The organism is Quadrisphaera sp. GCM10027208 (assembly GCF_042658805.1).
Lineage (GTDB): Bacteria > Actinomycetota > Actinomycetes > Actinomycetales > SCSIO-59966 > SCSIO-59966.
In genome coordinates this window covers 252,312-275,746 of record NZ_JBHSRC010000003.1, presented here as the reverse complement: position 1 = coordinate 275,746, position 23,435 = coordinate 252,312, and the positions used below count along the sequence as shown (strand labels likewise).

Sequence of the window (23,435 nt, the reverse complement as noted above, 5' to 3'; positions counted from 1 at the left end):
CGCGGGTACTCAGTGCAGCCCGGGCAGGGCGGTGGGCGTCCCGGTCCACCGGACCTCCCGGACGGCGGTCCCCACGAGCAGGTCCGCGCCGAGCAGCCGGACGCTGCCGGTCGCGGCCGCCACCGGGGCGTAGTGGCCGGCGAGGCGCCGCTCGATCCCGGCGGCGAGCTCCACCAGCTCCGCAGGCGTGCCGGCCGGGCCCGGCAGGGCGTAGGCGACCTCGGGCACCGGCGGTTCGTGGCCGGCGCCGACGAGCACGTCACGCAGCTGCGCCACCGCCGCCTCGTGGTCGGCCAGCGCGGCGCGGGCGGCCTCCTGGGCAGCGCCGGTCAGCCGGGCGGCGACGACGCCGTACCCGTAGACCGCGGCGTGCGCGGCCTCGGTCGCGGCGGTCAGCGCGGTGACGGCGTCGGCGTCCAGGCCCTCGGACCAGGTGGTGCGCGTGGCCTCGGTGACGAGGGCCGGTGTCGCCGGGGGCGGCGTCCCGGCGGTCCGGGCCACGACGTCGGCGCAGGCCGAGCGGGCCGCGCCCACGGCGGCGAGCAACCGGGCCATCCCCCCGGACACCTCCGGCACGTGGCCGAGCGCCCGGACGGCCGCCGCGGACTCCCGGCCCGGCAGCTCACCGACCGGTGGCGGGACCGGTGGCGCGGTCGTCGGCGCGGCTGACGGCGCGGCTGTCGGCGTCCGGGCGGGCTCGCGGGCGGCGAGCGCCTCGAGGTGGACGGCGTGCACGTCGGCCACCTGCTTGAGCAGCCCAGCCAGCGCCGGGTCACCGGCCGACGCCGCGGCGGCGCCGGCGGCGTCGCGCAGCACCCGCGCGTCGGCCACCGCGGCCCTCCGGGCCAGCTCGTCGGGGCCGGGCACCGGGGGCGGGACCGTCTCGTCGTCGTCCAGCCGGACGTCGCCCAGGCGCGAGAGGTCCGCGCACCCGGTCAGACCGAGAGTGAGCCCGGCCACCAGCGAGGCGAGAACCGCCCGGCGCGGCGGGCCGGCGGCCGGGGAGGGACGCATGGTCGAGGATCCTCGCACGCCGGTTCCGGCTAGGGTGCGCGGTGCAGGTCCGTCGCAGCGCACAACTGCAGAGCCGCCGGGAGGTCACCGTGTCGTCGTCCGACCGCGTCCGCGCCCTGCTCGAGCCCGTCGTCGGCGGGACCGGGCACGTCCTGGAGGACGTGACACTCACACCCGCGGGCCGTCGCCGGGTGCTACGGGTGGTCGTGGACCTGCCCGCCGAGGCCGAGGGCAGCCTCGACCTCGACGCGGTCGCCGAGGTGTCCCGGGCGGTGTCCGAGGCGCTCGACGCCTCCGACGTGCTCGGCGGCTCGCCGTACGTCCTGGAGGTCACCTCGCCCGGCGTCGACCGTCCGCTCACCGAGCCTCGGCACTGGTCCCGCGCCCGCGGCAGGCTGGTCAGGGTCGAGACCGCGCCGGACGCCGCGACCGACGACCTGACCGGCAGGGTCACCGGTACCGACGCGGACGGCGTCACCGTGGAGGTGGACGGCGAGCAGCGGCACCTGCCGTGGGGCGCGCTGCGCCGCGGCCGGGTGCAGGTCGAGTTCGACCGTCCCGGTGACACCGACTCCGACACCGACTCCGACACTGACTCTGACTCCGACACCGACGCGGAGGACTGAGGTGGACATCGACCTCACCGCGCTGCGGATGCTCGAGCGCGAGAAGGAGATCCCGTTCGACGTCCTCGTCCGGGCGATCGAGCAGGCGCTGCTCATCGCCTACCACCGCACCGAGGGGGCCCAGCGGCACGCACGGGTCGAGCTCGACCGGCGCACCGGTCACGTCGTGGTCTGGGCGGCCGAGGTGGACGACGAGGGGGCCGTCGTGCGCGAGTATGACGACACGCCCACCGGCTTCGGCCGGATCGCCGCGACCACGGCCCGCCAGGTCATCCTGCAGCGGCTGCGGGACGTCGAGGACGAGGCCGTCCTCGGTGAGTTCCGCGGCCGGGAGGGCGACGTCGTCGCGGGCGTCGTCCAGCAGGGTCCCGACCCCCGGGTGGTGCACGTCGACCTCGGCACGGTGGAGGCCGTCCTGCCGCCGGCCGAGCAGGTCCCGGGCGAACGGTACGAGCACGGGGCGCGGATCCGCTGCCTCGTCGTCGCCGTCCGCAAGGGACCCAAGGGACCCTCCATCACCCTGTCGCGCACGCACCCCAACCTCGTCCGTCGGCTGTTCGCGCTGGAGGTGCCCGAGGTCGCCGACGGCACCGTCGAGATCACCGCCGTCGCCCGGGAGGCCGGGCACCGCACGAAGATCGCCGTCCGGTCCACGGTCCCCGGCGTCAACGCCAAGGGCGCCTGCATCGGTCCGATGGGGCAGCGGGTCCGGGCGGTCATGGCCGAGCTGCACGGCGAGAAGATCGACATCATCGACCACAGCGACGACCCGGCGGAGTTCGTCGGCAACGCCCTGTCGCCGGCACGGGTGTCCTCCGTCGAGGTCGTGGACGCCGCGGCCCGGGCCGCCCGTGTCGTCGTGCCGGACTACCAGCTCTCGCTGGCGATCGGCAAGGAGGGCCAGAACGCGCGGTTGGCCGCCCGGCTGACCGGCTGGCGGATCGACATCCGGCCGGACACCGCCCCTGGGGGCGGCACGTCGGGGAACACTCCCGGTGCCGGGTGACGCTAGACTGACTGAGGCCGGACGCTCCGTCCGGCGGTCTGCGCGCCCCGCTGCCCCCCAGCGGACCTGCGTCGGCTGCCGGGTGCGGGACGACCGGTCCCGGTTGCTGCGGGTCGTCGCGGAACCGGGTCCTGCCACCGAGGTGGCGCTGGTCCCGGACCCACGTGGCAGGCTTCCGGGCCGGGGTGCGTGGCTGCACCCGGACCTGGACTGCCTCGACCTCGCCGAGCGCCGGCGGGCGTTCGCCCGGGCCCTGCGCCTGCAGGGACCGGTGGACACCGCCGCCGTGCGGGAGCACCTCGCCACGGCGGGGGGCACACAGGGCCGGTAGCGCCGGTAGCAGAGCACCACGTCAGAGAACCAGCCGTCGAGTCGGAAGCGGGTCAGCGTCTGATGGGCACCCGATGAGCACCCAGCGATGAGCACCCCCCAGCACTAACGACGGTCCGCGCCTGTCTGCCAGGGCCCGGACCGAGACAGGAGAGATGTGGCAAAGGTCCGGGTCTACGAGCTCGCCAAGGAGCTCGGAGTCGAGAGCAAGGTCGTCCTGACCAAGCTCCAGGAGCTCGGTGAGTTCGTCCGTTCCGCCTCCTCCACGGTGGAGGCCCCGGTCGTGCGCCGGCTGCGCGAGGCGATGCCTCCAGCCGCGGACGGTGCAGGGAACGGCGCGAGCACCGACACGAGGTCGGCCAGGCCGGCGAAGCCGTCCGCCAGGCCGGGGAGGACGTCCGCGTCTGCGGGCGCGCCACCGGCAGGCGAGCTGCCGGCCGAGGCCCCCCAGGCGCCCCAGGAGTCCCAGCAGCCCCAGCAGTCCGAGCGGCCAGAGCCGATCGAGGCTCCCGCTGCCGACACTGCACAGCAGCCCGCCGCCGCGGCCCCGTCCGCGCCGGCCGGTGACGCGTCGGCCGGTGACGCACCGGCCCGGCCGGGCCCGAAGCCCGCGCCGAAGCCGGCGACGCCGCAGGCCCCCGCGGCCGGCGAGGAGGGCCGCAGCGGTCGTCCGGGTCCGGCCCGCCCGGGGAACAACCCGTTCGCGCCGAGCCAGGGGATGCCCCGGCCCGGTCAGCGTCCGCCGCGTCCGGGGAACAACCCGTTCGCGCCGAGCCAGGGCATGCCCCGGCCCGGTCAGCGCCCGGCGCCCGGTGCCGGTGCGCCGGCTGCCGGGGGCGAGCGCCCCGGCGGTCCTCGCCCGGGTGGTCCGCGTCCGGCTGCGCCCCGCCCCGGCGGTCCGCGTCCGAACCCCGGGATGATGCCCGGGCGCTCCTCGGTCGCCCGCCCCGGTGCGCCCGCGCGTGGCGGGGGTCGTCCTGGCGGCGGCCGTCCCGGGGGTGCCCCTGGCGGTCCTCCCGGTCGTGGCGGGGGCCCGGTCGGCGGCGGCTTCGGCAAGGGCAGTCGCGGTCGCGGTGGCACCCAGGGCGCGTTCGGCCGCGGTGGCGGCCGGCCGGTCCGAGGGCGCAAGTCCAAGCGCGCGAAGCGCCAGGAGTTCGAGGCCATGCAGGCGCCGTCGGTCGGAGGCGTCCAGGTCCCCCGCGGGGACGGCTCGACCGTCGTCCGGATCCGGCAGGGTGCCTCGCTGACCGACTTCGCCGAGCGGATCGACGCCAACCCGGCGAGCCTGGTCACCGTGCTGTTCCACCTCGGTGAGATGGCGACGGCGACCCAGTCCCTGGACGAGGACACCTTCAAGCTGCTCGGTTCCGAGCTCGGGTACGACGTCCGGATCGTCTCTCCCGAGGACGAGGAGCGCGAGCTCCTCGGTGCCTTCGACATCGATCTCGCGGCAGAGCTCGAGGCCGAGGACGACGAGGACCTGCAGCCGCGCCCGCCGGTGGTGACCGTCATGGGTCACGTCGACCACGGCAAGACCAAGCTCCTCGACGCCATCCGCTCCACCGACGTGGTCGCCGGTGAGGCCGGTGGCATCACCCAGGCCATCGGCGCCTACCAGGTGCACACCGAGCACGAGGGTCAGGACCGTGCGCTGACGTTCATCGACACCCCCGGTCACGAGGCGTTCACCGCCATGCGTGCCCGCGGCGCTCAGGTGACCGACATCGCCATCCTCGTCGTGGCCGCGGACGACGGTGTGATGCCGCAGACCATCGAGGCGCTCAACCACGCCCAGGCGGCCGGTGTCCCCGTGGTCGTGGCGATCAACAAGATCGACAAGGAGGGCGCCAACCCGGAGAAGGTCAAGCAGCAGCTGACCGAGTACAACCTGGTGGCCGAGGAGTACGGCGGCGACACCATGTTCGTGCCCATCTCCGCGCTGAAGCGCCAGGGCATCGACGACCTGCTCGAGGCCGTGCTGCTCACCGCGGACGCCGAGCTCGACCTGCGGGCGAACCCGAACAAGGACGCCCGCGGGGTGGCCATCGAGGCCCACCTCGACAAGGGTCGCGGTCCCGTCGCCACGGTGCTCGTGCAGTCCGGCACGCTGCACGTCGGTGACGCCATCGTCGCCGGTAACGGCTTCGGCCGGGTACGGGCGATGCTCGACGAGCACGGTGAGACCATCGAGGAGGCCGGTCCCTCGCGGCCGGTGCTCGTGCTCGGCCTCACCGCCGTCCCGGGAGCGGGCGACACGTTCCTCGTCGCCCCGGACGACCGCACCGCCCGGCAGATCGCCGAGCGCCGCGAGGCCGCCCAGCGGGCCGCGAGCCTGGCCAAGCGCCGTAAGCGGATCAGCCTCGAGGACCTCAACGAGGCGCTCGCGGCCGGCAAGGTCGAGACCCTCAACCTGATCATCAAGGGTGACGGGTCCGGCTCGGTGGAGGCGCTCGAGGACGCCCTGCTCAAGATCGACGTCGGCAACGAGGTCGAGCTGCGGATCATCCACCGCGGCGTCGGGGCGATCACCCAGAACGACGTCAACCTGGCGACCGTCGACAACGCCGTCATCATCGGTTTCAACGTGCGGCCGGCGGAGCGGGTCGCCGAGCTCGCCGAGCGGGAGGGCGTCGACCTGCGGTTCTACTCGGTCATCTACCAGGCGATCGAGGACGTCGAGAACGCGCTGCGCGGCATGCTGAAGCCGGAGTACGAGGAGGTGCAGCTCGGCACCGCGGAGATCCGCGAGGTCTTCCGCTCCTCCAAGTTCGGCAACATCGCCGGTGCGCTCGTGCGCTCCGGGGTGATCCGGCGCAACGCCCGGGCCCGGTTGCTGCGGGACGGCGTGGTCGTCGGGGACAACCTCACCATCGAGTCGCTGCGCCGGTTCAAGGACGACGCGACCGAGGTCCGTGAGGGTTTCGAGTGCGGTATCGGTCTGGGGTCGTTCAACGACATCAGGGTCGGCGACGTCATCGAGACCTTCGAGATGCGCGAGAAGCCGCGCGACTGACACGCGGCCGGCAGTCGCAGCGGCGCGGTGGCCACCGGCTGCCGCGCCGCTGCGACGCCGGGGGAGGAGGCGGGGTGTTCGTCGGCACGCTGACCCTCGACCTGCTGCTCGGGGACGTCCGCTCCCTCAAGCAGAAGCGGGCGGTGGTCCGTCCGCTGGTGGCCGAGCTGCGACGCCGTCACGACGTGGCCTGCGCCGAGACCGGCCACCTCGACCTGCACCGCCGCAGCGAGGTGGCGGTGGCGGTGGTGGCGGCGGACGCCACGCACTGCCGGGAGGTGCTCGACGCCTGCGAGCGCCTCGTGGCCGGCCGTCCGGAGCTCGAGCTCCTGTCGGCCCGCCGACGGGTCCTCGGCGACGGGGACCTGGACGACCGACCCAGCGACAGTGAGGACGGACCATGAGCGACCCAGCGCGCGCCCGCAAGCTCGCCGACCGGATCAAGGTCGTCGTCGCCGAGACGCTCGAGCGCCGGATCAAGGACCCGCGGCTCGGGTTCGTCACGGTGACCGACGCCCGGGTCACCAACGACCTGCAGCACGCGACGGTCTTCTACACGGTGCTCGGCGACGAGACCGAGCGGGCCGGGACCGTCGCGGCGATGGAGAGCGCCCGCGGGGTGCTCCGCTCCGAGGTCGGGCGGCGGACCGGCGTCCGTCTCACCCCGACCCTGGAGCTCGTCCTGGACGCCGTCCCGGAGACTGCCGCGCACATCGACGACCTGCTGCGCCGGGCGGCCGAGCAGGACGCGGAGGTGGCGCGGCGTGCCAGCGCTGCCGGCTACGCCGGCGACCCCGACCCCTACCGGCGCCCGGACGACGAGGACGGCGGGGACGACGAGGACGCCGAGGACGTCGAGGACCCGGGCGACGACGGGGACGCCGGCCGGTGAGCCGCCCGGAGGGCCCCTCCGGGATCGTCGTGGTGGACAAGCCGGCCGGCTGGACCAGCCACGACGTCGTCGCCCGGGTGCGTCGGCTGGCGGGCACCCGCCGGGTCGGGCACGCCGGCACCCTCGACCCGATGGCGACCGGGGTACTCGTCCTGGGCGTCGAGCGGGCGACCCGGCTGCTGACCTTCCTCGTCGGGGCGGACAAGTCCTACACGGCCACGGTGCGCCTGGGGACCGCGACGGTGACCGACGACGCCGAGGGCGACGTCGTCTCCCGCGCCGACGCCAGCGGCGTCACCGACGACGCGCTGGCGGCCGCCGTCGCCCGGCTGACCGGGCCGATCGAGCAGGTGCCCAGCGCGGTCAGCGCGATCAAGGTCGACGGCCGCCGCTCCTACGCCCGGGTGCGTGCCGGTGAGGACGTCGAGCTGCCGCCGCGGGCGGTCACCGTGCACCGGTTCGCGGTCGTCGCCACCCGGGCGCTCACCGTCGACGGGGTGCCCCAGGTGGACGTCGACGTGGAGGTCGACTGCAGCAGCGGCACCTACGTGCGCGCACTCGCCCGGGACCTGGGCCGCGACCTGGGGGTCGGGGGCCACCTCACCGCGCTGCGCCGGACCCGGGTCGGCGGCTACGGCCTCGAGACCGCCCGCACCCTCGACGATCTGGAGGGGTCGTTCTCGGTGCTCCCCCTGGCCGAGGCGGCGCGCGCGGCCTTCCCGGTGCGCGAGCTCGACGCCGAGGAGGCCCGACGGCTCGCCCGCGGGCAGCGACTCACCGTGGCCGGAGGCCCCGGCGACGGGGTCCCGGTCGCCGCCTTCGCCCCCGACGGCACCCTCGTCGCCGTCGTCCAGGACGTCGGGCCGACGACGCGACCTCTCGTCGTCCTCGCCCCGGCCTGAGCGCGGCGCCCGCGGCCGGGCTGGCACAGTTGTCGCGACCCGAGCCCCGCCGGGGGGCCGCGGAAGGAGGCACGCGCGTGCAGCGCTGGAACGACCTGGCCGAGGTCCCCGCCGACCACGGCCCGTCCGTCGTCGCGATCGGCAACTTCGACGGCGTGCACCTCGGCCACCGGAGCGTCCTGACCCGGCTCGTCGAGGAGGCCCGCGCCCGCTCCGCCGCCGCCGTCGCCATCACCTTCTGGCCGCACCCGCTGCACGTGCTGCACCCCGACCGTGCCCCCGAGCTGCTCACCGGCCGGCAGGACAAGCTCGACCTGCTCGACTCCACCGGGCTCGACGCCGTCCTGGAGATGCCGTTCACCCGTGAGCTCGCCGGCTGGAGCCCCGAGCGCTTCGTCGAGGACGTCCTGGTCCGCGCCCTGCACGCCACCGCCGTCGTCGTCGGCCGCGACATCCGGTTCGGGTACCGCAACTCCGGTGACCTGTCCACGATGCGTCGCCTCGGCGAGCAGCACGGTTTCGACGTGATCGTCCTCGACGACGTCGGTGCCGGCGGGGCCGGGGAGGGGAGGTGGTCCTCCACGATCGTCCGGCAGCGGCTGGCCGCCGGGGACGTAGCGGGCGCGGCCGAGGTCCTCGGACGCCCCCACCGACTGCGCGGCACCGTCGTCCACGGGGACCACCGGGGCCGCGAGCTGGGCTTCCCGACCGCGAACCTGGGCCCGGACCAGACCGGGATGCTGCCCGCCGACGGCGTCTACGCCGGCTGGATGGAGCGCCTCGACCTGCCCGCCGGGGCGCCCGACCGCCGGCTGCCCGCGGCGATCTCCATCGGCACCAACCCCACCTTCGACGGGCACGGCCGGCGGGTCGAGGCGTACGTGCTCGACCGTGACGACCTCGACCTGTACGGCGAGACCGTCGCGCTCGACCTGGTGGAGCGGCTCCGGGACACCGTCCGCTACGACGGTCCCGCGTCGCTCGTCGAGCAGATGCGCCGGGACGCCGAGCAGGCCCGGCGGGTCCTCGATTCGGGACGACGGGCCTGACGCTGATAGCCTGAGCGACGCCGTCCGATCGGCCGCGGACCCACAGAGCCCGGGTGAACAGGCCCCGGCGCGCCGCGCAACGACCCACGAAGGAGAGCCAGTGCCGCTCGACAGTGCCACCAAGCAGAAGATCATGTCCGAGTACGCCACGCGCGAGGGCGACACCGGTTCCCCCGAGGTCCAGGTCGCGATGCTCACCCAGCGGATCAAGGACCTGACCGAGCACATGAAGGAGCACAAGCACGACCACCACAGCCGTCGTGGTCTGCTCCTGCTCGTCGGCCAGCGCCGCCGGCTGCTGAACTACCTGGCGAAGAAGGACATCGATCGCTACCGCTCGCTCATCGAGCGGCTCGGTCTGCGCCGCTGACACCACCGGCCGCGGTCCCCTCAGGGGCCGCGGCCTTCGTGCACGGCGCCGCAGGAGCACCGAAACGGCACCACAACCGAATACACACCACACCAGGAGCGCAGGCCCGATCCGTCGCGCCGGTCCTCGGTAGTGGCTCCCGGGAGCCGCCGGCAGGCGAGAGCCCGAGGGCTTCAATCGATGACCGGACACCCGCCCGGACCGCGCGCCGATGCTCCGTGAACCAGAACGGAGTTCCCGTGGAGGGTTCCCAGCACGACGGCGTCGCCGTCACCGAGGCCGTCATCGACAACGGCTCCTTCGGCACCCGCACCGTCCGCTTCGAGACCGGCCGGCTGGCCCGGCAGGCCGCCGGCTCGGTGGTCGCCTACCTCGACGACGAGACGATGCTCCTGTCGGCCACCACGGCCGGCAAGCACCCGAAGGAGCACTTCGACTTCTTCCCGCTCACCGTTGACGTCGAGGAGCGGATGTACGCCGCGGGCCGGATCCCCGGCTCGTTCTTCCGCCGCGAGGGCCGGCCGAGCACCGACGCCATCCTCACCTGCCGCCTCATCGACCGGCCGCTGCGGCCGTCGTTCGTCTCCGGGCTGCGCAACGAGGTCCAGGTCGTCATCACGGTGATGGCGCTGCACCCCGACGACGCCTACGACGTCGTCGCGATCAACGCCGCCTCGGCGTCCACCCAGCTGTCCGGCCTGCCGTTCTCCGGCCCGATCGGCGGCGTCCGGGTGGCGCTCGTCGAGGGCCAGTGGGTGGCCTTCCCGCGGCACTCCGAGCTGGAGCGCGCGGTGTTCGACATGGTCGTCGCCGGCCGCGTCGTGTCCGGCTCCGGCGCGGACGCCGACGTCGCGATCATGATGGTCGAGGCGGAGGCCACCGAGACCTCGTGGGACCTCATCTCCGAGGGGGCCACCGCGCCGACCGAGGAGGTCGTCGCCGAGGGCCTCGAGGCGGCCAAGCCGTTCATCGCCGAGCTATGCCGGGCTCAGCAGCAGCTCGCGGACGCCGCTCGCAAGGAGACCGTGGAGTTCCCGCGGTTCCTGGACTACACCGACGACGTGCTGGAGGCCGTCACCGAGCTGGCCGCCGACGACCTGGCGCAGGCGCTGACCATCGCCGGCAAGCAGGAGCGCGAGAGCCGGCTCGACGAGCTGAAGGCGTCGGTCCGCGAGCGGCTCGCCGACCGCTTCGAGGGCCGCGACAAGGAGGTCGGCGCCGCGTTCCGCGCGCTGACCAAGAAGCTGGTCCGTCAGCGGATCCTGCGGGACAAGGTGCGCATCGACGGCCGAGGCCTGGAGGACATCCGGCAGCTGTCCGCCGAGGTGGACGTCGTCCCGCGGGTGCACGGGTCGGCCCTGTTCGAGCGCGGCGAGACCCAGATCCTCGGCGTCACCACGCTGAACATGCTCCGGATGGAGATGCAGCTCGACACGCTCTCCCCGGAGACGCGCAAGCGGTACATGCACAACTACAACTTCCCGCCGTACTCGACCGGCGAGACCGGCCGGGTCGGCAGCCCCAAGCGGCGAGAGATCGGCCACGGCGCGCTCGCCGAGCGGGCGCTCGTGCCGGTGCTGCCCACCCGCGAGGAGTTCCCCTACGCGATCCGGCAGGTCTCCGAGGCGCTGGGGTCCAACGGGTCGACGTCCATGGGGTCGGTCTGCGCCTCGACGATGTCGCTGCTCAACGCCGGCGTGCCGCTGCGCGCCCCGGTCGCGGGCATCGCGATGGGACTGGTGTCCGACACCGTCGAGAACGCCGCCGGCGAGACCGAGACCGCGTACGCGGCCCTGACCGACATCCTCGGCGCCGAGGACGCGTTCGGTGACATGGACTTCAAGGTCGCCGGCACGAAGGACTTCGTCACCGCGATCCAGCTCGACACCAAGCTCGACGGGATCCCGGCGTCCGTGCTCGCCTCTGCGCTGACCCAGGCCCGCAACGCCCGGCTGCACATCCTCGACGTCATGGCCGAGGCGATCAGCGAGCCGGACGAGATGTCCCCGAACGCCCCGCGGGTCATCTCCGTCAAGGTCCCGGTCGACAAGATCGGTGAGGTCATCGGCCCGAAGGGCAAGATGATCAACCAGATCCAGGAGGAGACCGGGGCCCAGATCTCCATCGAGGACGACGGCACCGTCTACATCGGCGCCACCGACGGGCCGTCCGCCGAGGCCGCGCGCTCGCAGATCAACGCGATCGCCAACCCGCAGATGCCGGAGGTGGGGGAGCGCTACGTCGGCACGGTCGTCAAGACGACGACGTTCGGCGCGTTCATCTCGCTGACCCCCGGCAAGGACGGCCTGCTGCACATCTCCAAGATGCGCCAGCTCAACGGCGGCAAGCGGGTGGAGAACGTCGAGGACGTGCTGTCCGTCGGGCAGAAGGTCCAGGTGGAGATCGCCGAGATCGACGCCCGCGGCAAGCTCTCGCTCGTCCCGGTGACCGAGGGCGGTCAGGACGGCGACACCGCTGGTGACGACGCGGACGCCGCTGGGGACGACGCCTGAGGTGGGCGTCCCGCTCCCGCTGACCACCGGCCACCCCGACGGCCGGACGTCTCGGCTCGCCGGGGAGGCGGGCGGCGCCGAGGTGCGCCGCTCCGTCCTCCCCGGCGGGGTCCGGGTGCTCACCGAGTCGATGCCCTCGATGCGCTCGGCGACCGTCGGGGCGTGGGTGGGCGTCGGCTCCCGGGACGAGGCCGAGGGCCACCACGGCTCGACCCACTTCCTCGAGCACCTGCTGTTCAAGGGCACCGCCCGGCGCTCGGCGATGGACATCGCGGCGGCCTTCGACGAGGTCGGCGGAGAGGCCAACGCCGCCACCGGCAAGGAGCACACCTGCTACTACGCGCGGGTGCTCGACGCCGACCTGCCGATGGCGGTCGACGTCATCTGCGACATGGTCACCTCTGCGCGGATCGCGCCGGAGGACGTCGACAGCGAGCGCGGGGTGATCCTCGAGGAGCTGGCGATGAACGACGACGACCCCGCGGACGTCGTCCACGAGCGGTTCGCCGAGGTGGTGCTCGGCGGCCACCCGCTCGGCCGGCCGATCGGCGGCACGCCGCAGACCATCCGCGCCGTCCCGGCCGAGGCCATCCGGGCGCACTACGAGCGGCACTACGAACCGGGCACGCTCGTCGTCACCGCTGCCGGCGGCGTCGACCACGAGGCGCTGTGCCGGCTCGTCGAGGAGTCCCTGGCCGGTGCCGGCTGGCCGATGGAGGACGCGGCCGGTCCCCGTCCCCGACGGACCCCTGACCCGGACGGCGTCCGCCTTCCCGCCGGTGGCCGGCTGACCGTCCGTCGCAGCACCGAGCAGGCCAACGTGATCCTCGGCGGACCCGGGCTGGTGGCGACCGACGAGCGGCGGTTCACCCTCGCCGTCCTCAACGCGGTGCTCGGCGGCGGGATGAGCAGTCGGCTCTTCCAGGAGGTCCGGGAGAACCGCGGCCTGGCGTACTCGGTGTACTCCTTCTCCGCCGGGTACGCCGACGCCGGCTACTTCGGCCTGTACGCCGGCTGCGCGCCGGCCCGCGTGCCCGAGGTGGTCGAGCTGCTGGCCGAGCAGTGGCACGCCGTCGCCACCGGTGGCATCACCGAGGAGGAGCTGGTCCGTGGCGTCGGCCAGGTCAGTGGCAGCACGGTGCTGGCCATGGAGGACACCGGGTCCCGGATGAGCCGGCTGGGCAAGGCCGAGCTCGTGCACGGGGAGTTCATGGGGGTCGACGAGACCCTGGACCGGTTCCGGGCGGTCACCACCGAGGACGTCCGGGACCTCGCCGCCGAGCTGTGGCAGGCCCCGCACTCGCTCGTCGTCGTCGGTCCGTTCGACGACGACCCCGTCCCCGTCGTCCCCTAGCCGCCGTCCCACCCACCCCCCGCCCACCCCGCCGTGATCATGCAATCCCGCCACCCTGGCCACCCCCTTCGTGATCATGCAATCCCGCCACCCTGCGCGGGACCACGGCCATGGCCACATGCCGCCCCGAAGCTTGCGTCGAGAGCGTGGCCTCGGGCTGCAGAATGCTGGATTCGTCACAGCTTTGCCGGCGTGTTGCGCCACCAACCCAGCACTTTGCGCGGGGTGGGGGGAGGAGGGCAGTGAGGCGGCGGGGGTGGCGGGATTGCATGATCACCAAGGGGAGGTGGGGGCGCGGGGGGCGGGGAGAGACCGGGCGGGGGTGGCGGGATTGCATGATCACCGAGGGGGGGTGACATACTGGGGGGCGAGACACACGACTGCGCGTGCTCCGGGGTTGGGTGAAAGTCCCGACCGGCGGTAACAGTCCGCGACCCGGCCGAAGCCATCGGCCGGTTGACCCGGTGGAACTCCGGGACCGACGGTGAGAGTCCGGATGGGAGGCAGCACGCAGGCGTCCGGTCCGCCGTCATCGGCGTCGCCGGTCGTCCGTCCCGTTCCCCGGAGCCCGTGCCCGACCAGGACGGAGCACGGGATGTTCACCGGCATCGTCGAGGAGCTCGGCGAGGTCCTCGGCACGGAGAGCGGGCCGAGCAGCGCCCGGCTCACCGTGCGCGGCCCCGTGGTCACCGCGGACGCCCGGCACGGCGACTCGATCGCCGTCAACGGGGTCTGCCTGACCATCACCGACCAGCCCGCTCCCGACGCCTTCACGGCCGACGTCATGCTCGAGACCCTCGAGCGGACGACGCTCGGCGGCCTGCGGCCCGGCGACCCGGTGAACCTCGAGCGTGCGGTGCCCGCCGGTGCCCGCCTCGGCGGTCACGTCGTCCAGGGGCACGTCGACGGGGTCGGACGGGTCGTGGCGCGCACCCCGGGGGACCGGTGGGAGACGGTACGCATCGAAGTGCCCGCCGCCCTGGCCCGCTACGTCGCCGAGAAGGGGTCGGTGGCCGTCGACGGCACCTCGCTGACCGTCGCGGCCGTCCACGACGACGACCCCGCCGGCCCGTCGTTCTCCGTGGGTCTCATCCCCACCACGCTCGCCGCCACCACGCTCGGCCGCGCAGCCCCGGGCGCCCGCGTCAACCTGGAGGTCGACGTCATCGCCAAGTACGTGGAGCGCCTGCTGACGGCGGGCGGGGCGTCGTGAGCGCCCCCGCGGTCCGGCTGGACCCGGTCGAGCGCGCCGTCGCCGAGATCGCCGCCGGCCGGCCGGTCGTCGTCGTGGACGACGTCGAGCGGGAGAACGAGGGCGACCTCGTGATGGCCGCGGACGCCGTGACCGCCGAGTGGATGGCCTTCATCGTCCGGCACACCTCCGGGGTGGTCTGCGTGCCGATGACCGGTGACGCCCTCGACCGCCTGCGGGTGCCGTTGATGACCCCGCACAACGAGGAGCGGATGCGCACCGCGTACACGGTGACGGTCGACGCGCGGGTCGGCGTCACGACCGGGATCTCGGCCGCCGACCGCACCCGCACCGTCCGGGTTCTCGCCGACCCGGCCAGCACGCCGGAGGACCTCGCCCAACCCGGCCACGTGCTGCCGCTGCGGGCACGCGACGGCGGCGTGCTCGTGCGCCGCGGGCACACCGAGGCCGCGGTCGACCTGGCCCGCCTCGCCGGCCGGCAGCCCGCCGGCGTCATCGCCGAGCTCGTCGAGGACGACGGCGGGATGCGCCGGGCACCGTCGTGCCGCCGGTTCGCCGACGAGCACGGCCTGGTGATGGTGTCCATCGAGGACCTCGTCGCCCACCGCCGCCGGCACGACCGTCTCGTCGACCGGGCTGCCACCACCCGGCTGCCGACCCGGCACGGTGAGTTCACCGCCGTCGGGTACGCCGACCGCGTCGACGGCAGCGAGCACCTGGCCCTCGTCGCCGGGGACCTCGTGGACGGGCGGCTCGCCGACGGCCGCGACGTCCTCGTCCGGGTGCACTCCGAGTGCCTCACCGGGGACGTGCTCGGCTCCCAGCGCTGTGACTGCGGCCCCCAGCTGGACGCCGCGCTCGCGGAGGTCGCCCGCACCGGCCGCGGCGTCGTCGTCTACCTGCGCGGGCACGAGGGCCGCGGGATCGGGCTGCTCGCCAAGCTGCGGGCCTACGCGCTGCAGGACGCCGGTCTCGACACGGTCGACGCCAACCTCGAGCTGGGACTGCCCGCCGACGCGCGGGAGTACGCGGCGGCCGCGCAGGTCCTCGCCGACCTCGGGGTGCGCAGCGTCCGGCTGCTGACCAACAACCCCGACAAGGTCGCGGGACTGCGCCGGTACGGCGTCGAGGTCACCGAGCGCGTCGGTCTCACCGTCGGCGTCCGGCCGGAGAACATCGACTACCTGCGCACCAAGCGCGACCGGATGGGCCACGACCTGCCCGACGACCTCGGGGTGCGGGCGTGAGGCAGGGACGGCGATGACCTGGGAGCGCACGTGAGCGGGACCGGGGCCCCGACCCCGACGATGCCGGACGGCGCGCAGGGGCTTCGGGTCGCGGTGGTCGCCGCCCAGTGGCACGAGACGGTGATGGCCGGGCTCCTGGACGGCGCCCGCCGGGCCCTCGCCGACGCCGGCGTCCGGGAGGTCACCGAGGTCCGCGTCCCCGGCTCCTTCGAGCTGCCGGTCGCGGCGGCGCGGCTGGCGGTGGCCGGCGCCGACGCCGTCGTCGCCCTCGGTGTCGTCGTCCGCGGCGAGACGCCGCACTTCGACTACGTCTGCCAGGCCGCGACGACCGGGCTCACCCAGGTCGCGGTGTCCACCGGCGTGCCCGTCGGGTTCGGCGTGCTCACCGTGGACACCGAGCAGCAGGCGCTCGACCGGGCGGGGCTCGACGGGTCCCGCGAGGACAAGGGCTACGAGGCCGTCCACGCCGCCCTCAGCACCGTGCTGGCCCTGCGGGCCGAGGGCGCCTGAGGCGCAGGCTAGGGTCGTCGGCATGGTGCGGGTGGCCGTGATCGGCGCGAGCGGGCGGATGGGCGGCCAGGCCTGCCAGGCCGTGGAGGGCGCTGACGACCTCGAGCTCGTCGCCCGGATCGGTCGCGACGACCCGTTGGAGCGCATCGTCGAGGCGCGGGCCGACGTCGCCGTCGAGCTGTCCGTCCCGGACGCCGCCCCGGGCAACGTGGCCTTCTGCGTCGACCACGGCGTGCACGCGGTGGTCGGGACGACCGGCTGGGACGAGCCCGCACTCGCCGACCTGCGCGCCCGGCTGGAACGGCACCCGGACGTCGGCGTGCTCGTCGCCCCGAACTTCGCCCTCGGCGCCGTCCTGGCCATGCGGTTCGCCGAGATGGCCGCCCCGTACTTCGAGTCGGTCGAGGTGGTCGAGCTCCACCACCCGGAGAAGGTGGACGCCCCCAGCGGGACGGCCCGCCGCACCGCCGAGCAGGTGGCCGCGGCCCGCCGGGCCGCCGGTACCGGTCCCAGCCCGGACGCCACCGTCTCGGCCCTGGCGGGGGCCCGGGGCGCGGACGTCGACGGCGTCCGGGTGCACAGCGTGCGGCTGCGCGGCCTGGTCGCCCACCAGGAGGTGCTGCTCGGCGGGGCGGGGGAGCAGCTGACCCTCCGGCACGACTCCTTCGACCGGGTCTCGTTCATGCCGGGGGTGCTGCACGGGGTGCGCACGGTGGCGTCCCGGCCGGGTCTGACCGTCGGCCTCGAGCACTACCTGGACCTGGGGTGAGGACGAAGGCGCTCGTCGCCGTCCTCGTCGCCGGCGTGGTGTTCTACCTCGTCCTGCTCGGTCAGCGTGCCTGGATGCTGCTCACCAGCGGGTCGACGGCCGGTGTGCTGCTCGGCGTGGGTGTGCTGGCGCTGCCGCTGCTCGTCGGCTGGGCGGTGTGGCGCGAGCTGCGCTTCGGTCTGGCCACGCAGCGGCTCGCCCGCGACCTGGACGCCGCAGCCGGCGTCCGTGACGTCGCCGACGTCGCCGACCTGCCGCGCCGACCCAGTGGCCGGGTGGACCGGGCCGCGGCCGACGCCGCCTTCTCCGGGTACCGCGCGGCCGTGGAGGCGGCGCCGCAGGACTGGCGGGCCTGGTACCGGCTCGCACAGGCCTACGACGCCGCCGGGGACCGCCGCCGGGCCCGCGCCGCGATGCGGCACGCCGTCAGCCTGCACGGCTGACCGGCCGGGCCGCGCTCCGCGCGGCCGCCGCGGCCAGCGCCTCGAGCGGCCCCCGCTGACCGGTCGACCGCCACAGCGTCCCGATCACCAGGGCCCCGACGACGTGCCAGGTCAGCTCCCGCAGGCCGAGGCCGAGCGCGACGACGTGCACCGAGTACAGCGTCAGGGTCATCGACCCGGCTGCGGCCAGGGGGAGCAGCAGCCGCCCGGCCCAGGGTGCCAGCAGCAGGCACCCGCCGAGGACGGCGAGCGCCGTCCCGGTCGTGTGCAGCAGGTCGGGCGGGGTCCCGGCATGCGGGGAGTCGACGGCCAGCCACCACCAGGACTCGGTCGGGGTCACCCCGTAGAACCACCGGTCGGCGTCGACGGCGGCCGCCCCGCCGGCGTCCAGCAGCACGGCGGACAGCACTGATGCCGCGGCCGCGAGCAGCAGGCCACCGAGGACCAGCGCGACCGCCGTCCGCGTCCGGTTCAGCCGGCTGCGCCCCACCGCCAGGCCGACGAGCAGGTAGCCGGTCCACTGCAGCGCCGGGTAGTACCCGGTCAGCAGCAGCTCGGTGAGCAGGCCCACCGGGTCACCGAGCGACAGCCACGACGGGTTGGCTCCGGACGGCGGAGGTGCCGCCGGCCGCAGGAGGTGCCCCACCACGGGGCTGACTACCAGCCACGCCCCGGCGAGCATTGCGAGCGTTCGCGCCCGCAGCCGCAGGAACGGGACGGCGAGGACGAACAGCAGCCCGTAGTTCACGAGGATGATCGCGACCGGGGTGGGCAGCAGCCCGAGGGTGAGCCCGATCGCGGCCACCACGGCGGCCCGGGCCAGGACGGCGCGGGCACCGGCGCCGGCCAGGGCGAGCCCGACGCCGGCCAGGACGGCGAACAGCGCCGACGCCCGCCCGGAGGACACCGCGTAGGCGAGGGAGAGCGACCCGTCGGCGTCCGTGCGCGGCAGGACGTGCACCGACATCATGCCCAGCAGCGCCAGTCCGCGGGCGACGTCGACCCCGGCCAGCCGCCGACCGACCGGGGCGGCCCGCTGCCCGGTGGCTCCGGCCGCGAGGCCGCTCATCCGACCCCGGCGGCGCGCAGCCCGGCCGCCACCGCCGCGGCGAGCACGACGACCAGGATGAACGGCGCCCTCAGCCACAGTGCGAGCGCCGCGACGGCCACCGCCGCGACCCGGGCGTCGAGGACGAGCCCGGCGTCCCCGCCGCCGAGGGTCTGCACTCCCACCAGGGCGGCGAGCAGGGCGACGGTGACGAGGGCGGCCAGCCGCCGGGCGCGCTCCCCGGTCAGCAGCCGGGCGGGGACGAGGTAGCCGCCGAGCTTGAGCAGGTAGCAGGCGGCGGAGGCGGCCAGCACCGCCACCCAGCCGGTCACCGGGTTCCCCCGACCGGCCGCGGCAGGAGCCCGACGACGACGGCGACGCCGGCGGCGAGCAGCACCGGCACCCCGGCCGGCAGCCCGGGGGTCGTCGTCACTGCGACGACCGCCGCCCCGGCGGCCACGGCGCGGGTGTCCCGGTGGCGCAGCCGGGGCCACAGCAGCCCGAGGAACGCGGCGGCCGCGGCCGCGTCGAGGCCCCACCGGCGCGGGTCCCCCAGGGCGTCCCCGACGACGGCGCCGAGCAGCGTCATCGCGTTCCACAGCACGTACACGGCCGCGCCGGTCGCCCAGAACCCCAGCCGCCGGGTCGCGGCGGTCGGCTGTGCCGTGGCCACGGCCGTCGACTCGTCGATGGTCAGGTGGGCGGCCAGTGCGCGCAGCGGCCCCCGAGCACCGAGCATGGGGGCGACCTGCAGCCCGTAGAGGCCGTTGCGCGCACCGAGCAGGCCGGCCGTGGCGACCGCCGCACCACCCGCCCCGCCGGCGCCGAGCACGCCGATGAACGCGAACTGCGACCCGCCGGTGAACATGAGCAGGCTGAGCGCCGCGGTCTGGGCGACGGAGAGCCCGGCGGCCACCGACAGGGCGCCGAACGACACCCCGTAGGCACCGGTGGCCGCCCCGACCGACAGGGCCTGCCGCCAGGTCGCGGCCCGCAGCACCCGGTCGGCGTCCGCGGACGTCACGACGCCAGCCCCGCGTGCAGGTGGACCTCCTCCAGGGTGGCGCCACCCGGCAGCTCGAGGGTGCGCCGGCGGCCGTCCGGCTCCAGTCCGCTGGTGCGCAGGAACGCCAGTCGCGGGGCGTCCTGCTCCGGCGTCCAGGTGCCGATCCGCTCACCCCCGGCCTCACGGAGCAGGTCGGCGACCGCGTTGAGCAACCGGGACCCGTGCCCGCGCCGCTGGTGGGCGGGGTCGACGAGCAGCGCGACCACCTCGCCGTCCGGCTCGGCCGCGGCGAACCCGACGACGGTCGGACCGGCCGCGGCGACGAGCACCCGGTGACCGGGGGAGGGCGGAGCGCTCACCGCGGGCCGCCACGCCTCGGCCAGGGCCTCCGGTGCCAGCGCGTCGAGCACCTCGGCGGGCAGCAGCCCGGAGTAGGCCGTCCGCCAGGCGCGGGAGTGCACGGCGCCGATGGCGGGGACGTCGCCGGCGGTGGCCGCGCGCACGGACGCGTCGGCGCCGGGTCCGGTCAGCACGTCGGGCGTCTCCACTCGCGGCATCCTCGCACCCGGGACGGCGGTCGGTAGGGTCGGCCCGTGACCGACGACTTCGAGATCACCTTCCGCAGCGACGTCACCGTCGAGCTGGTGCGCGCCAGCGCCCAGGACGCGGACGTCGTGTTCGCCGCGAGGGTGTCGACGAAGGGTGAGCAGAGCCTCCAGGACGTCGACGCCGACGCCCAGCGGTCCGCCGGGCTCATCAACTACCTCATGCGGGACCGGCACGGCAGCCCGTTCGAGCACAACTCGATGACCTTCTACGTGCAGGCGCCGATCTTCGTGTTCCGGGAGTGGATGCGCCACCGGATCGCCTCCTACAACGAGGAGAGCGGTCGGTACCGAGAGCTGCGACCGGTGTTCTACGTCCCCGGGCCGCAGCGGCACCTGGTCCAGGAGGGCAAGCCGGGGCAGTACGTCTTCGTCCCCGGCACGCCGGACCAGCACGCGTTCGTCGACGAGCAGACCCGGGCCGCCTGCGAGCAGGCCTACGCCGCCTACCGCCGGATGCTCGACGCCGGGATCGCCCGCGAGGTCGCCCGGATCGTGCTCCCGGTGACCACCTACTCCTCGATGTACGTGACGATGAACGCCCGCTCGCTGATGAACTTCCTGTCGTTGCGGACCAAGCGCGAGGACGCCCGGTTCCCGTCCTTCCCGCAGCGGGAGATCGAGATGGCGGCGGAGCAGATGGAGAGTCACTGGGCCCGGCTCATGCCGTTGACCCACGCCGCCTTCGAGCAGAACGGCCGTGTCGCGCCCTGAGCCTGCTGAGCGCGGCTGAGTCTCGGCTGAGGCGGGGGGGTCAGTCGGTCAGTGGGGCCCAGCCGTGGGACCGGGCGACCCCGGCCCGCCAGCGCCGGTAGCCGGCCTCGTCCCGTTCGCCGGGCTCGAACCGGCGGTCCAGCCGCCAGGTGTCGCGCAGCTCCTCCAGCGACGACCACACCCCGGTCCCGAGCCCGGCGAGGAAGGCCGCGCCGAGGCCGGTGGTCTCCGGCATCGCCGGTCGCTCGACCGGGACCCCGAGCTGGTCGGCCTGCAGCTGCATGAGCAGGTTGTTCGCCGACGCGCCGCCGTCGGCGCGCAGCACCGGGACGGTGGTCTCCATCGTCGCGACGACGTCGCGGACCTGGAAGGCGATCGCCTCCAGCGTCGCGCGGACGAGGTGGGCGCGGGTGGTGCCCCGGGTGATCCCGAGGATGGTGCCGCGGGCGTCGGGGTCCCACTCCGGGGCGCCGAGGCCGGTCAGCGCCGGGACGAACACCACCCCGCCGGTGTCCGGCACGGTCCGGGCCAGGGCCTCGGTCTCCGCCGCCGAGCCGATCACCTGCAGCCCGTCCCGCAGCCACTGGACGGCGGCCCCGGTGACGAAGATGGAGCCTTCCTGGGCGTAGGTGAGGGTGCCGTCGGGGGCCATCCACGCGACCGTCGACAGCAGCCCACCGAGCTCGCCGTCGACGGTCCCCGCCGCCGCGGTCGCGCCGGTGTTCACGAGTACGAAGGACCCGGTGCCGTACGTGCACTTGGTGTCCCCGACCTCGAAGCACGTCTGCCCGAACAGCGCCGCCTGCTGGTCGCCGGCGATACCGGCGACCGGGACGTCGAGGCCCAGGAACGAGCCGGGATCGGTCCGGGCCACCTCGCCCCAGCTCGGCACCACCTCGGGCAGCGCCTCCGCCGGGACGCCGAACAGCTCGCACATCTCCGGGGACCAGGTGCCGCTGCGCAGGTCGAGCAGCAGGGTCCTCGACGCGTTCGAGGCGTCGGTGACGTGCCGGGTGCCACCGGACATCCGGGCGACGAGGTAGGAGTCGACGGTGCCGACGGCGACGGAGCCGCCCTGGACCCCGGCCCACGTGTCCGGGTCGTGGTCGCGCAGCCACGCCAGCTTCGTCGCGGTGAAGTACGGGTCGAGCCGAAGTCCGGTGAGCTCGGCGACCCGCGGCTCGTGGCCCTTCTCGCGCAGCCGCTCGCACAGGGCGGCGCTGCGCCGGTCCTGCCAGACGACGGCGCGGCGGGGGGCGGCCAGGGTGCCGCGGTCCCACAGCACCGCGGTCTCGCGCTGGTCGGTGATCCCCACCGCGTGGATCTCGGTGTCACCGCCGCGGCCGCCGTGGCGGGCCCCCGCGGCCCGCAGCGCGTCGCGGCAGGCGGTGAGCGTGGCCTGCCAGATCTCCTCGGGCTCGTGCTCGACCCAGCCGGGCCGGGGGAAGTGCTGGGCGAACTCGGCGTAGCCGCGGCCCAGGACGGTGGCGTCCTCGGCGATGACGAGCGCGGTGACGCCCGTCGTCCCCTCGTCGACGGCGAGTACGGCGCGGCGGGTCACGGCGGCCCCTCAGCCGGCCGCCTGGCCGATGCCCTCGAGCAGGTCCGTGAACCAGGGCGCCGAGGTGTCGAACTGCTTTCCGCCGGCGATCCGGTCGAACTCGATGGCCCGCAGGCGCCCGCCGTGGTCCTCGTCGTGCCCGACGACGCCGGACTCCCCGCGCAGTGCGCACTCCACGGCCAGGTCGACCATCGACTGGATGAGCCGGAGGTCCTTGGCGTTGGCCGGCGCCGAGCGGGAGAAGTACCCCGACTTCTGGACCATGACCTTCTCGGCCGCCAGGCGCTCGGCGAACTGCTCGCCGAACCAGCGGCCCGGGTTGATGGTGTCGAGCTTGACGTGGCCGAACGGGTCGCGCTGCACCTCCTCGCCGGCGGCCTCGAGCTCGGCGACGATGTCGGCGACACCGGCCCCCTCGGACAGGAAGATGTTGACGCAGCCGACGGTGTCCATCACCTTTCGCAGGCGGGCCGCCTCGGCGTCCAGGTCGATGCGCTGCTCGGGCACGTAGACGGCGTGCACCGCCCAGCGCTCGGGGGACAGCCCGATGCTCGGCACCCAGGTCTGCCGGGAGTGCCAGTCCATGTAGTCCCGTGCCGCGGCCGCGGTCAGCCAGCCGCAGTTGCGGCCCATCACCTCGTGCACGATGAGCATCCGTGGGTTCGAGCCGTGCTCGGCGAGCACGTTGCGGGCGAACAGGGAGGCCTGCTCGGCCGCGGTCCACGCGCCGAGGCTCTGCTGGACCGGGACGACGTCGTTGTCGATCGTCTTGGGCAGCCCGACCACGGTGAGCCCGTAGCCGTGCTGGTCGAGGTAGGCGGCGAGGTCCGCGGCGGTGGTGCTCGTGTCGTCCCCGCCGATGGTGTGCAGGACGTCGACGCCGTCGGCCTGCAGCCGCTCGGCCGCGACCTGGAGGGCGTCCTGCCCCTCGGCGATCAGCCCCCGCCGGACGAGGTCGGCGTTGTTCGTCAACTTCACCCGGCTGTTGCCGATCGGGCTGCCGCCGAAGGCGTGCAGCACGTCGGCGTGCGCCCGGGCGTCGTCGTCGACGAGGAACGAGTTACCGGTGAGCAGACCGTGGTACCCGTGCCGGTAGGCGAGGATCTCGACGTCCGGGGCGATCTCGGTGTACCGGGAGACCAGCCCTCCTACCGCGGAGGACAGGCAGGGGGCGAAGCCCCCGGCGGTGAGCAGTGCGACGCGTCGGGTGCTCATGCCCCCTCATCGTAGGGGGCTCCTCGTCGCCGGGG

General features: G+C 74.7%; 24 protein-coding genes and 1 riboswitch. Of the genes, 17 read left to right on the top strand and 7 right to left on the bottom strand.

The annotated features are described in order from the left end of the window. Positions 1–9 precede the first annotated feature (9 nt). Positions 10–1,014, bottom strand: a complete 1,005-nt coding sequence (locus ACFP6A_RS06735; RefSeq protein ID WP_379602573.1) for a DUF4439 domain-containing protein — start codon at positions 1,012–1,014, stop codon at positions 10–12. Between the two features lie 41 nt (positions 1,015–1,055). On the opposite strand from ACFP6A_RS06735, the gene rimP reads away from it, so the two are divergent. The 16 genes from rimP (at position 1,056) to ACFP6A_RS06655 (ending at position 17,251) form a co-directional block, all read left to right on the top strand. After that, positions 1,056–1,640 (top strand): ribosome maturation factor RimP, encoded by a 585-nt coding sequence (gene rimP / locus ACFP6A_RS06730; RefSeq protein WP_379602571.1) that lies wholly within the window; start codon positions 1,056–1,058, stop codon positions 1,638–1,640. Between the two features lies 1 nt (position 1,641). Beyond that, on the top strand, positions 1,642–2,646 hold the full coding sequence (gene nusA / locus ACFP6A_RS06725) for a transcription termination factor NusA (RefSeq protein WP_379602569.1): 1,005 nt from the start codon (positions 1,642–1,644) through the stop codon (positions 2,644–2,646). Next, a complete protein-coding gene (locus tag ACFP6A_RS06720) occupies positions 2,636–2,977 on the top strand; it encodes a YlxR family protein (protein ID WP_379602568.1) in 342 nt (113 codons plus the stop codon). Before nusA ends, ACFP6A_RS06720 begins: the two co-directional genes overlap by 11 nt. Positions 2,978–3,133: 156 nt before the next feature. After that, positions 3,134–5,989 (top strand): translation initiation factor IF-2, encoded by a 2,856-nt coding sequence (infB, locus tag ACFP6A_RS06715; protein WP_379602566.1) that lies wholly within the window; start codon positions 3,134–3,136, stop codon positions 5,987–5,989. 74 nt (positions 5,990–6,063) lie between these two features. Then, positions 6,064–6,393 carry a DUF503 domain-containing protein gene (locus ACFP6A_RS06710; RefSeq protein WP_379602564.1) on the top strand — a complete coding sequence of 110 codons (330 nt, stop codon included), beginning with the start codon at positions 6,064–6,066 and terminating at the stop codon, positions 6,391–6,393. After that, positions 6,390–6,881 (top strand): 30S ribosome-binding factor RbfA, encoded by a 492-nt coding sequence (gene rbfA, locus ACFP6A_RS06705; RefSeq protein WP_379602562.1) that lies wholly within the window; start codon positions 6,390–6,392, stop codon positions 6,879–6,881. The genes ACFP6A_RS06710 and rbfA overlap by 4 nt, the downstream gene beginning before the upstream one ends. Further along, on the top strand, positions 6,878–7,783 hold the full coding sequence (truB, locus tag ACFP6A_RS06700) for a tRNA pseudouridine(55) synthase TruB (protein ID WP_379602561.1): 906 nt from the start codon (positions 6,878–6,880) through the stop codon (positions 7,781–7,783). Before rbfA ends, truB begins: the two co-directional genes overlap by 4 nt. A 77-nt stretch (positions 7,784–7,860) precedes the next feature. After that, positions 7,861–8,832 (top strand): bifunctional riboflavin kinase/FAD synthetase, encoded by a 972-nt coding sequence (locus ACFP6A_RS06695; protein ID WP_379602560.1) that lies wholly within the window; start codon positions 7,861–7,863, stop codon positions 8,830–8,832. Positions 8,833–8,932: 100 nt separating this feature from the next. After that, on the top strand, positions 8,933–9,202 hold the full coding sequence (rpsO, locus tag ACFP6A_RS06690) for a 30S ribosomal protein S15 (RefSeq protein ID WP_379602559.1): 270 nt from the start codon (positions 8,933–8,935) through the stop codon (positions 9,200–9,202). A 239-nt stretch (positions 9,203–9,441) separates the two neighbouring features. Continuing rightward, on the top strand, positions 9,442–11,715 hold the full coding sequence (locus ACFP6A_RS06685) for a polyribonucleotide nucleotidyltransferase (RefSeq protein ID WP_379602557.1): 2,274 nt from the start codon (positions 9,442–9,444) through the stop codon (positions 11,713–11,715). Then, positions 11,681–13,069, top strand: a complete 1,389-nt coding sequence (locus ACFP6A_RS06680) for a M16 family metallopeptidase (protein WP_379602556.1) — start codon at positions 11,681–11,683, stop codon at positions 13,067–13,069. The genes ACFP6A_RS06685 and ACFP6A_RS06680 overlap by 35 nt, the downstream gene beginning before the upstream one ends. A 383-nt stretch (positions 13,070–13,452) precedes the next feature. After that, positions 13,453–13,582: riboswitch (FMN riboswitch) on the top strand. 82 nt (positions 13,583–13,664) lie between these two features. Next, positions 13,665–14,282, top strand: coding sequence for a riboflavin synthase (locus ACFP6A_RS06675; protein ID WP_379602554.1), 618 nt, complete (start codon positions 13,665–13,667; stop codon positions 14,280–14,282). Beyond that, positions 14,279–15,529: a bifunctional 3,4-dihydroxy-2-butanone-4-phosphate synthase/GTP cyclohydrolase II gene (locus ACFP6A_RS06670; protein WP_379602553.1), complete on the top strand. Its 1,251-nt coding sequence runs from the start codon at positions 14,279–14,281 to the stop codon at positions 15,527–15,529. The genes ACFP6A_RS06675 and ACFP6A_RS06670 overlap by 4 nt, the downstream gene beginning before the upstream one ends. 30 nt (positions 15,530–15,559) lie before the next feature. Then, the gene (gene ribH / locus ACFP6A_RS06665) at positions 15,560–16,039 is read left to right on the top strand and encodes a 6,7-dimethyl-8-ribityllumazine synthase (protein ID WP_379602551.1); all 480 of its coding nucleotides are present in this window, start codon (positions 15,560–15,562) and stop codon (positions 16,037–16,039) included. Positions 16,040–16,061: 22 nt separating this feature from the next. Then, positions 16,062–16,808, top strand: coding sequence for a 4-hydroxy-tetrahydrodipicolinate reductase (dapB, locus tag ACFP6A_RS06660; RefSeq protein WP_379602549.1), 747 nt, complete (start codon positions 16,062–16,064; stop codon positions 16,806–16,808). Beyond that, complete coding sequence (locus ACFP6A_RS06655; protein ID WP_379602547.1) at positions 16,805–17,251, top strand: hypothetical protein; 447 nt, start codon at positions 16,805–16,807, stop codon at positions 17,249–17,251. The genes dapB and ACFP6A_RS06655 overlap by 4 nt, the downstream gene beginning before the upstream one ends. Here ACFP6A_RS06655 and ACFP6A_RS06650 read toward each other — a convergent pair. The 4 genes from ACFP6A_RS06650 to ACFP6A_RS06635 are packed head-to-tail and all read right to left on the bottom strand — an operon-like array spanning position 17,235 to position 19,853. Then, positions 17,235–18,320: a heparan-alpha-glucosaminide N-acetyltransferase domain-containing protein gene (locus tag ACFP6A_RS06650; protein WP_379602546.1), complete on the bottom strand. Its 1,086-nt coding sequence runs from the start codon at positions 18,318–18,320 to the stop codon at positions 17,235–17,237. The two genes, ACFP6A_RS06655 and ACFP6A_RS06650, sit on opposite strands and share 17 nt — an antisense overlap. Next, complete coding sequence (locus tag ACFP6A_RS06645; RefSeq protein WP_379602545.1) at positions 18,317–18,631, bottom strand: AzlD domain-containing protein; 315 nt, start codon at positions 18,629–18,631, stop codon at positions 18,317–18,319. The genes ACFP6A_RS06650 and ACFP6A_RS06645 overlap by 4 nt, the downstream gene beginning before the upstream one ends. Then, positions 18,628–19,323, bottom strand: a complete 696-nt coding sequence (locus ACFP6A_RS06640) for an AzlC family ABC transporter permease (RefSeq protein ID WP_379602543.1) — start codon at positions 19,321–19,323, stop codon at positions 18,628–18,630. Before ACFP6A_RS06640 ends, ACFP6A_RS06645 begins: the two co-directional genes overlap by 4 nt. Continuing rightward, a complete protein-coding gene (locus tag ACFP6A_RS06635) occupies positions 19,320–19,853 on the bottom strand; it encodes a GNAT family N-acetyltransferase (RefSeq protein WP_379602541.1) in 534 nt (177 codons plus the stop codon). Before ACFP6A_RS06635 ends, ACFP6A_RS06640 begins: the two co-directional genes overlap by 4 nt. Positions 19,854–19,898: 45 nt before the next feature. On the opposite strand from ACFP6A_RS06635, the gene thyX reads away from it, so the two are divergent. Next, on the top strand, positions 19,899–20,624 hold the full coding sequence (gene thyX / locus ACFP6A_RS06630; protein ID WP_379602540.1) for an FAD-dependent thymidylate synthase: 726 nt from the start codon (positions 19,899–19,901) through the stop codon (positions 20,622–20,624). A 40-nt stretch (positions 20,625–20,664) separates the two neighbouring features. Here the strand turns inward: thyX and ACFP6A_RS06625 are convergent, their stop codons facing one another. Both ACFP6A_RS06625 and ACFP6A_RS06620 read right to left on the bottom strand, forming a co-directional pair. Further along, positions 20,665–22,185 carry an FGGY family carbohydrate kinase gene (locus tag ACFP6A_RS06625; protein ID WP_379602539.1) on the bottom strand — a complete coding sequence of 507 codons (1,521 nt, stop codon included), beginning with the start codon at positions 22,183–22,185 and terminating at the stop codon, positions 20,665–20,667. Positions 22,186–22,194: 9 nt separating this feature from the next. Further along, positions 22,195–23,400: a pyrophosphate--fructose-6-phosphate 1-phosphotransferase gene (locus tag ACFP6A_RS06620; protein WP_379602538.1), complete on the bottom strand. Its 1,206-nt coding sequence runs from the start codon at positions 23,398–23,400 to the stop codon at positions 22,195–22,197. Between the last annotated feature and the right edge of the window lie 35 nt (positions 23,401–23,435).

Bases quoted from the DNA above. Each gene is read 5' to 3' on its own strand.
- dapB (WP_379602549.1), top strand. From the start codon at position 16,062: ATGGTGCGGGTGGCCGTGATCGGCGCGAGCGGGCGGATGGGCGGCCAG.
- ACFP6A_RS06735 (WP_379602573.1), bottom strand. From the start codon at position 1,014: ATGCGTCCCTCCCCGGCCGCCGGCCCGCCGCGCCGGGCGGTTCTCGCC.
- ACFP6A_RS06650 (WP_379602546.1), bottom strand. From the start codon at position 18,320: ATGAGCGGCCTCGCGGCCGGAGCCACCGGGCAGCGGGCCGCCCCGGTC.
- ACFP6A_RS06675 (WP_379602554.1), top strand. From the start codon at position 13,665: ATGTTCACCGGCATCGTCGAGGAGCTCGGCGAGGTCCTCGGCACGGAG.
- ACFP6A_RS06620 (WP_379602538.1), bottom strand. From the start codon at position 23,400: ATGAGCACCCGACGCGTCGCACTGCTCACCGCCGGGGGCTTCGCCCCC.
- rbfA (WP_379602562.1), top strand. From the start codon at position 6,390: ATGAGCGACCCAGCGCGCGCCCGCAAGCTCGCCGACCGGATCAAGGTC.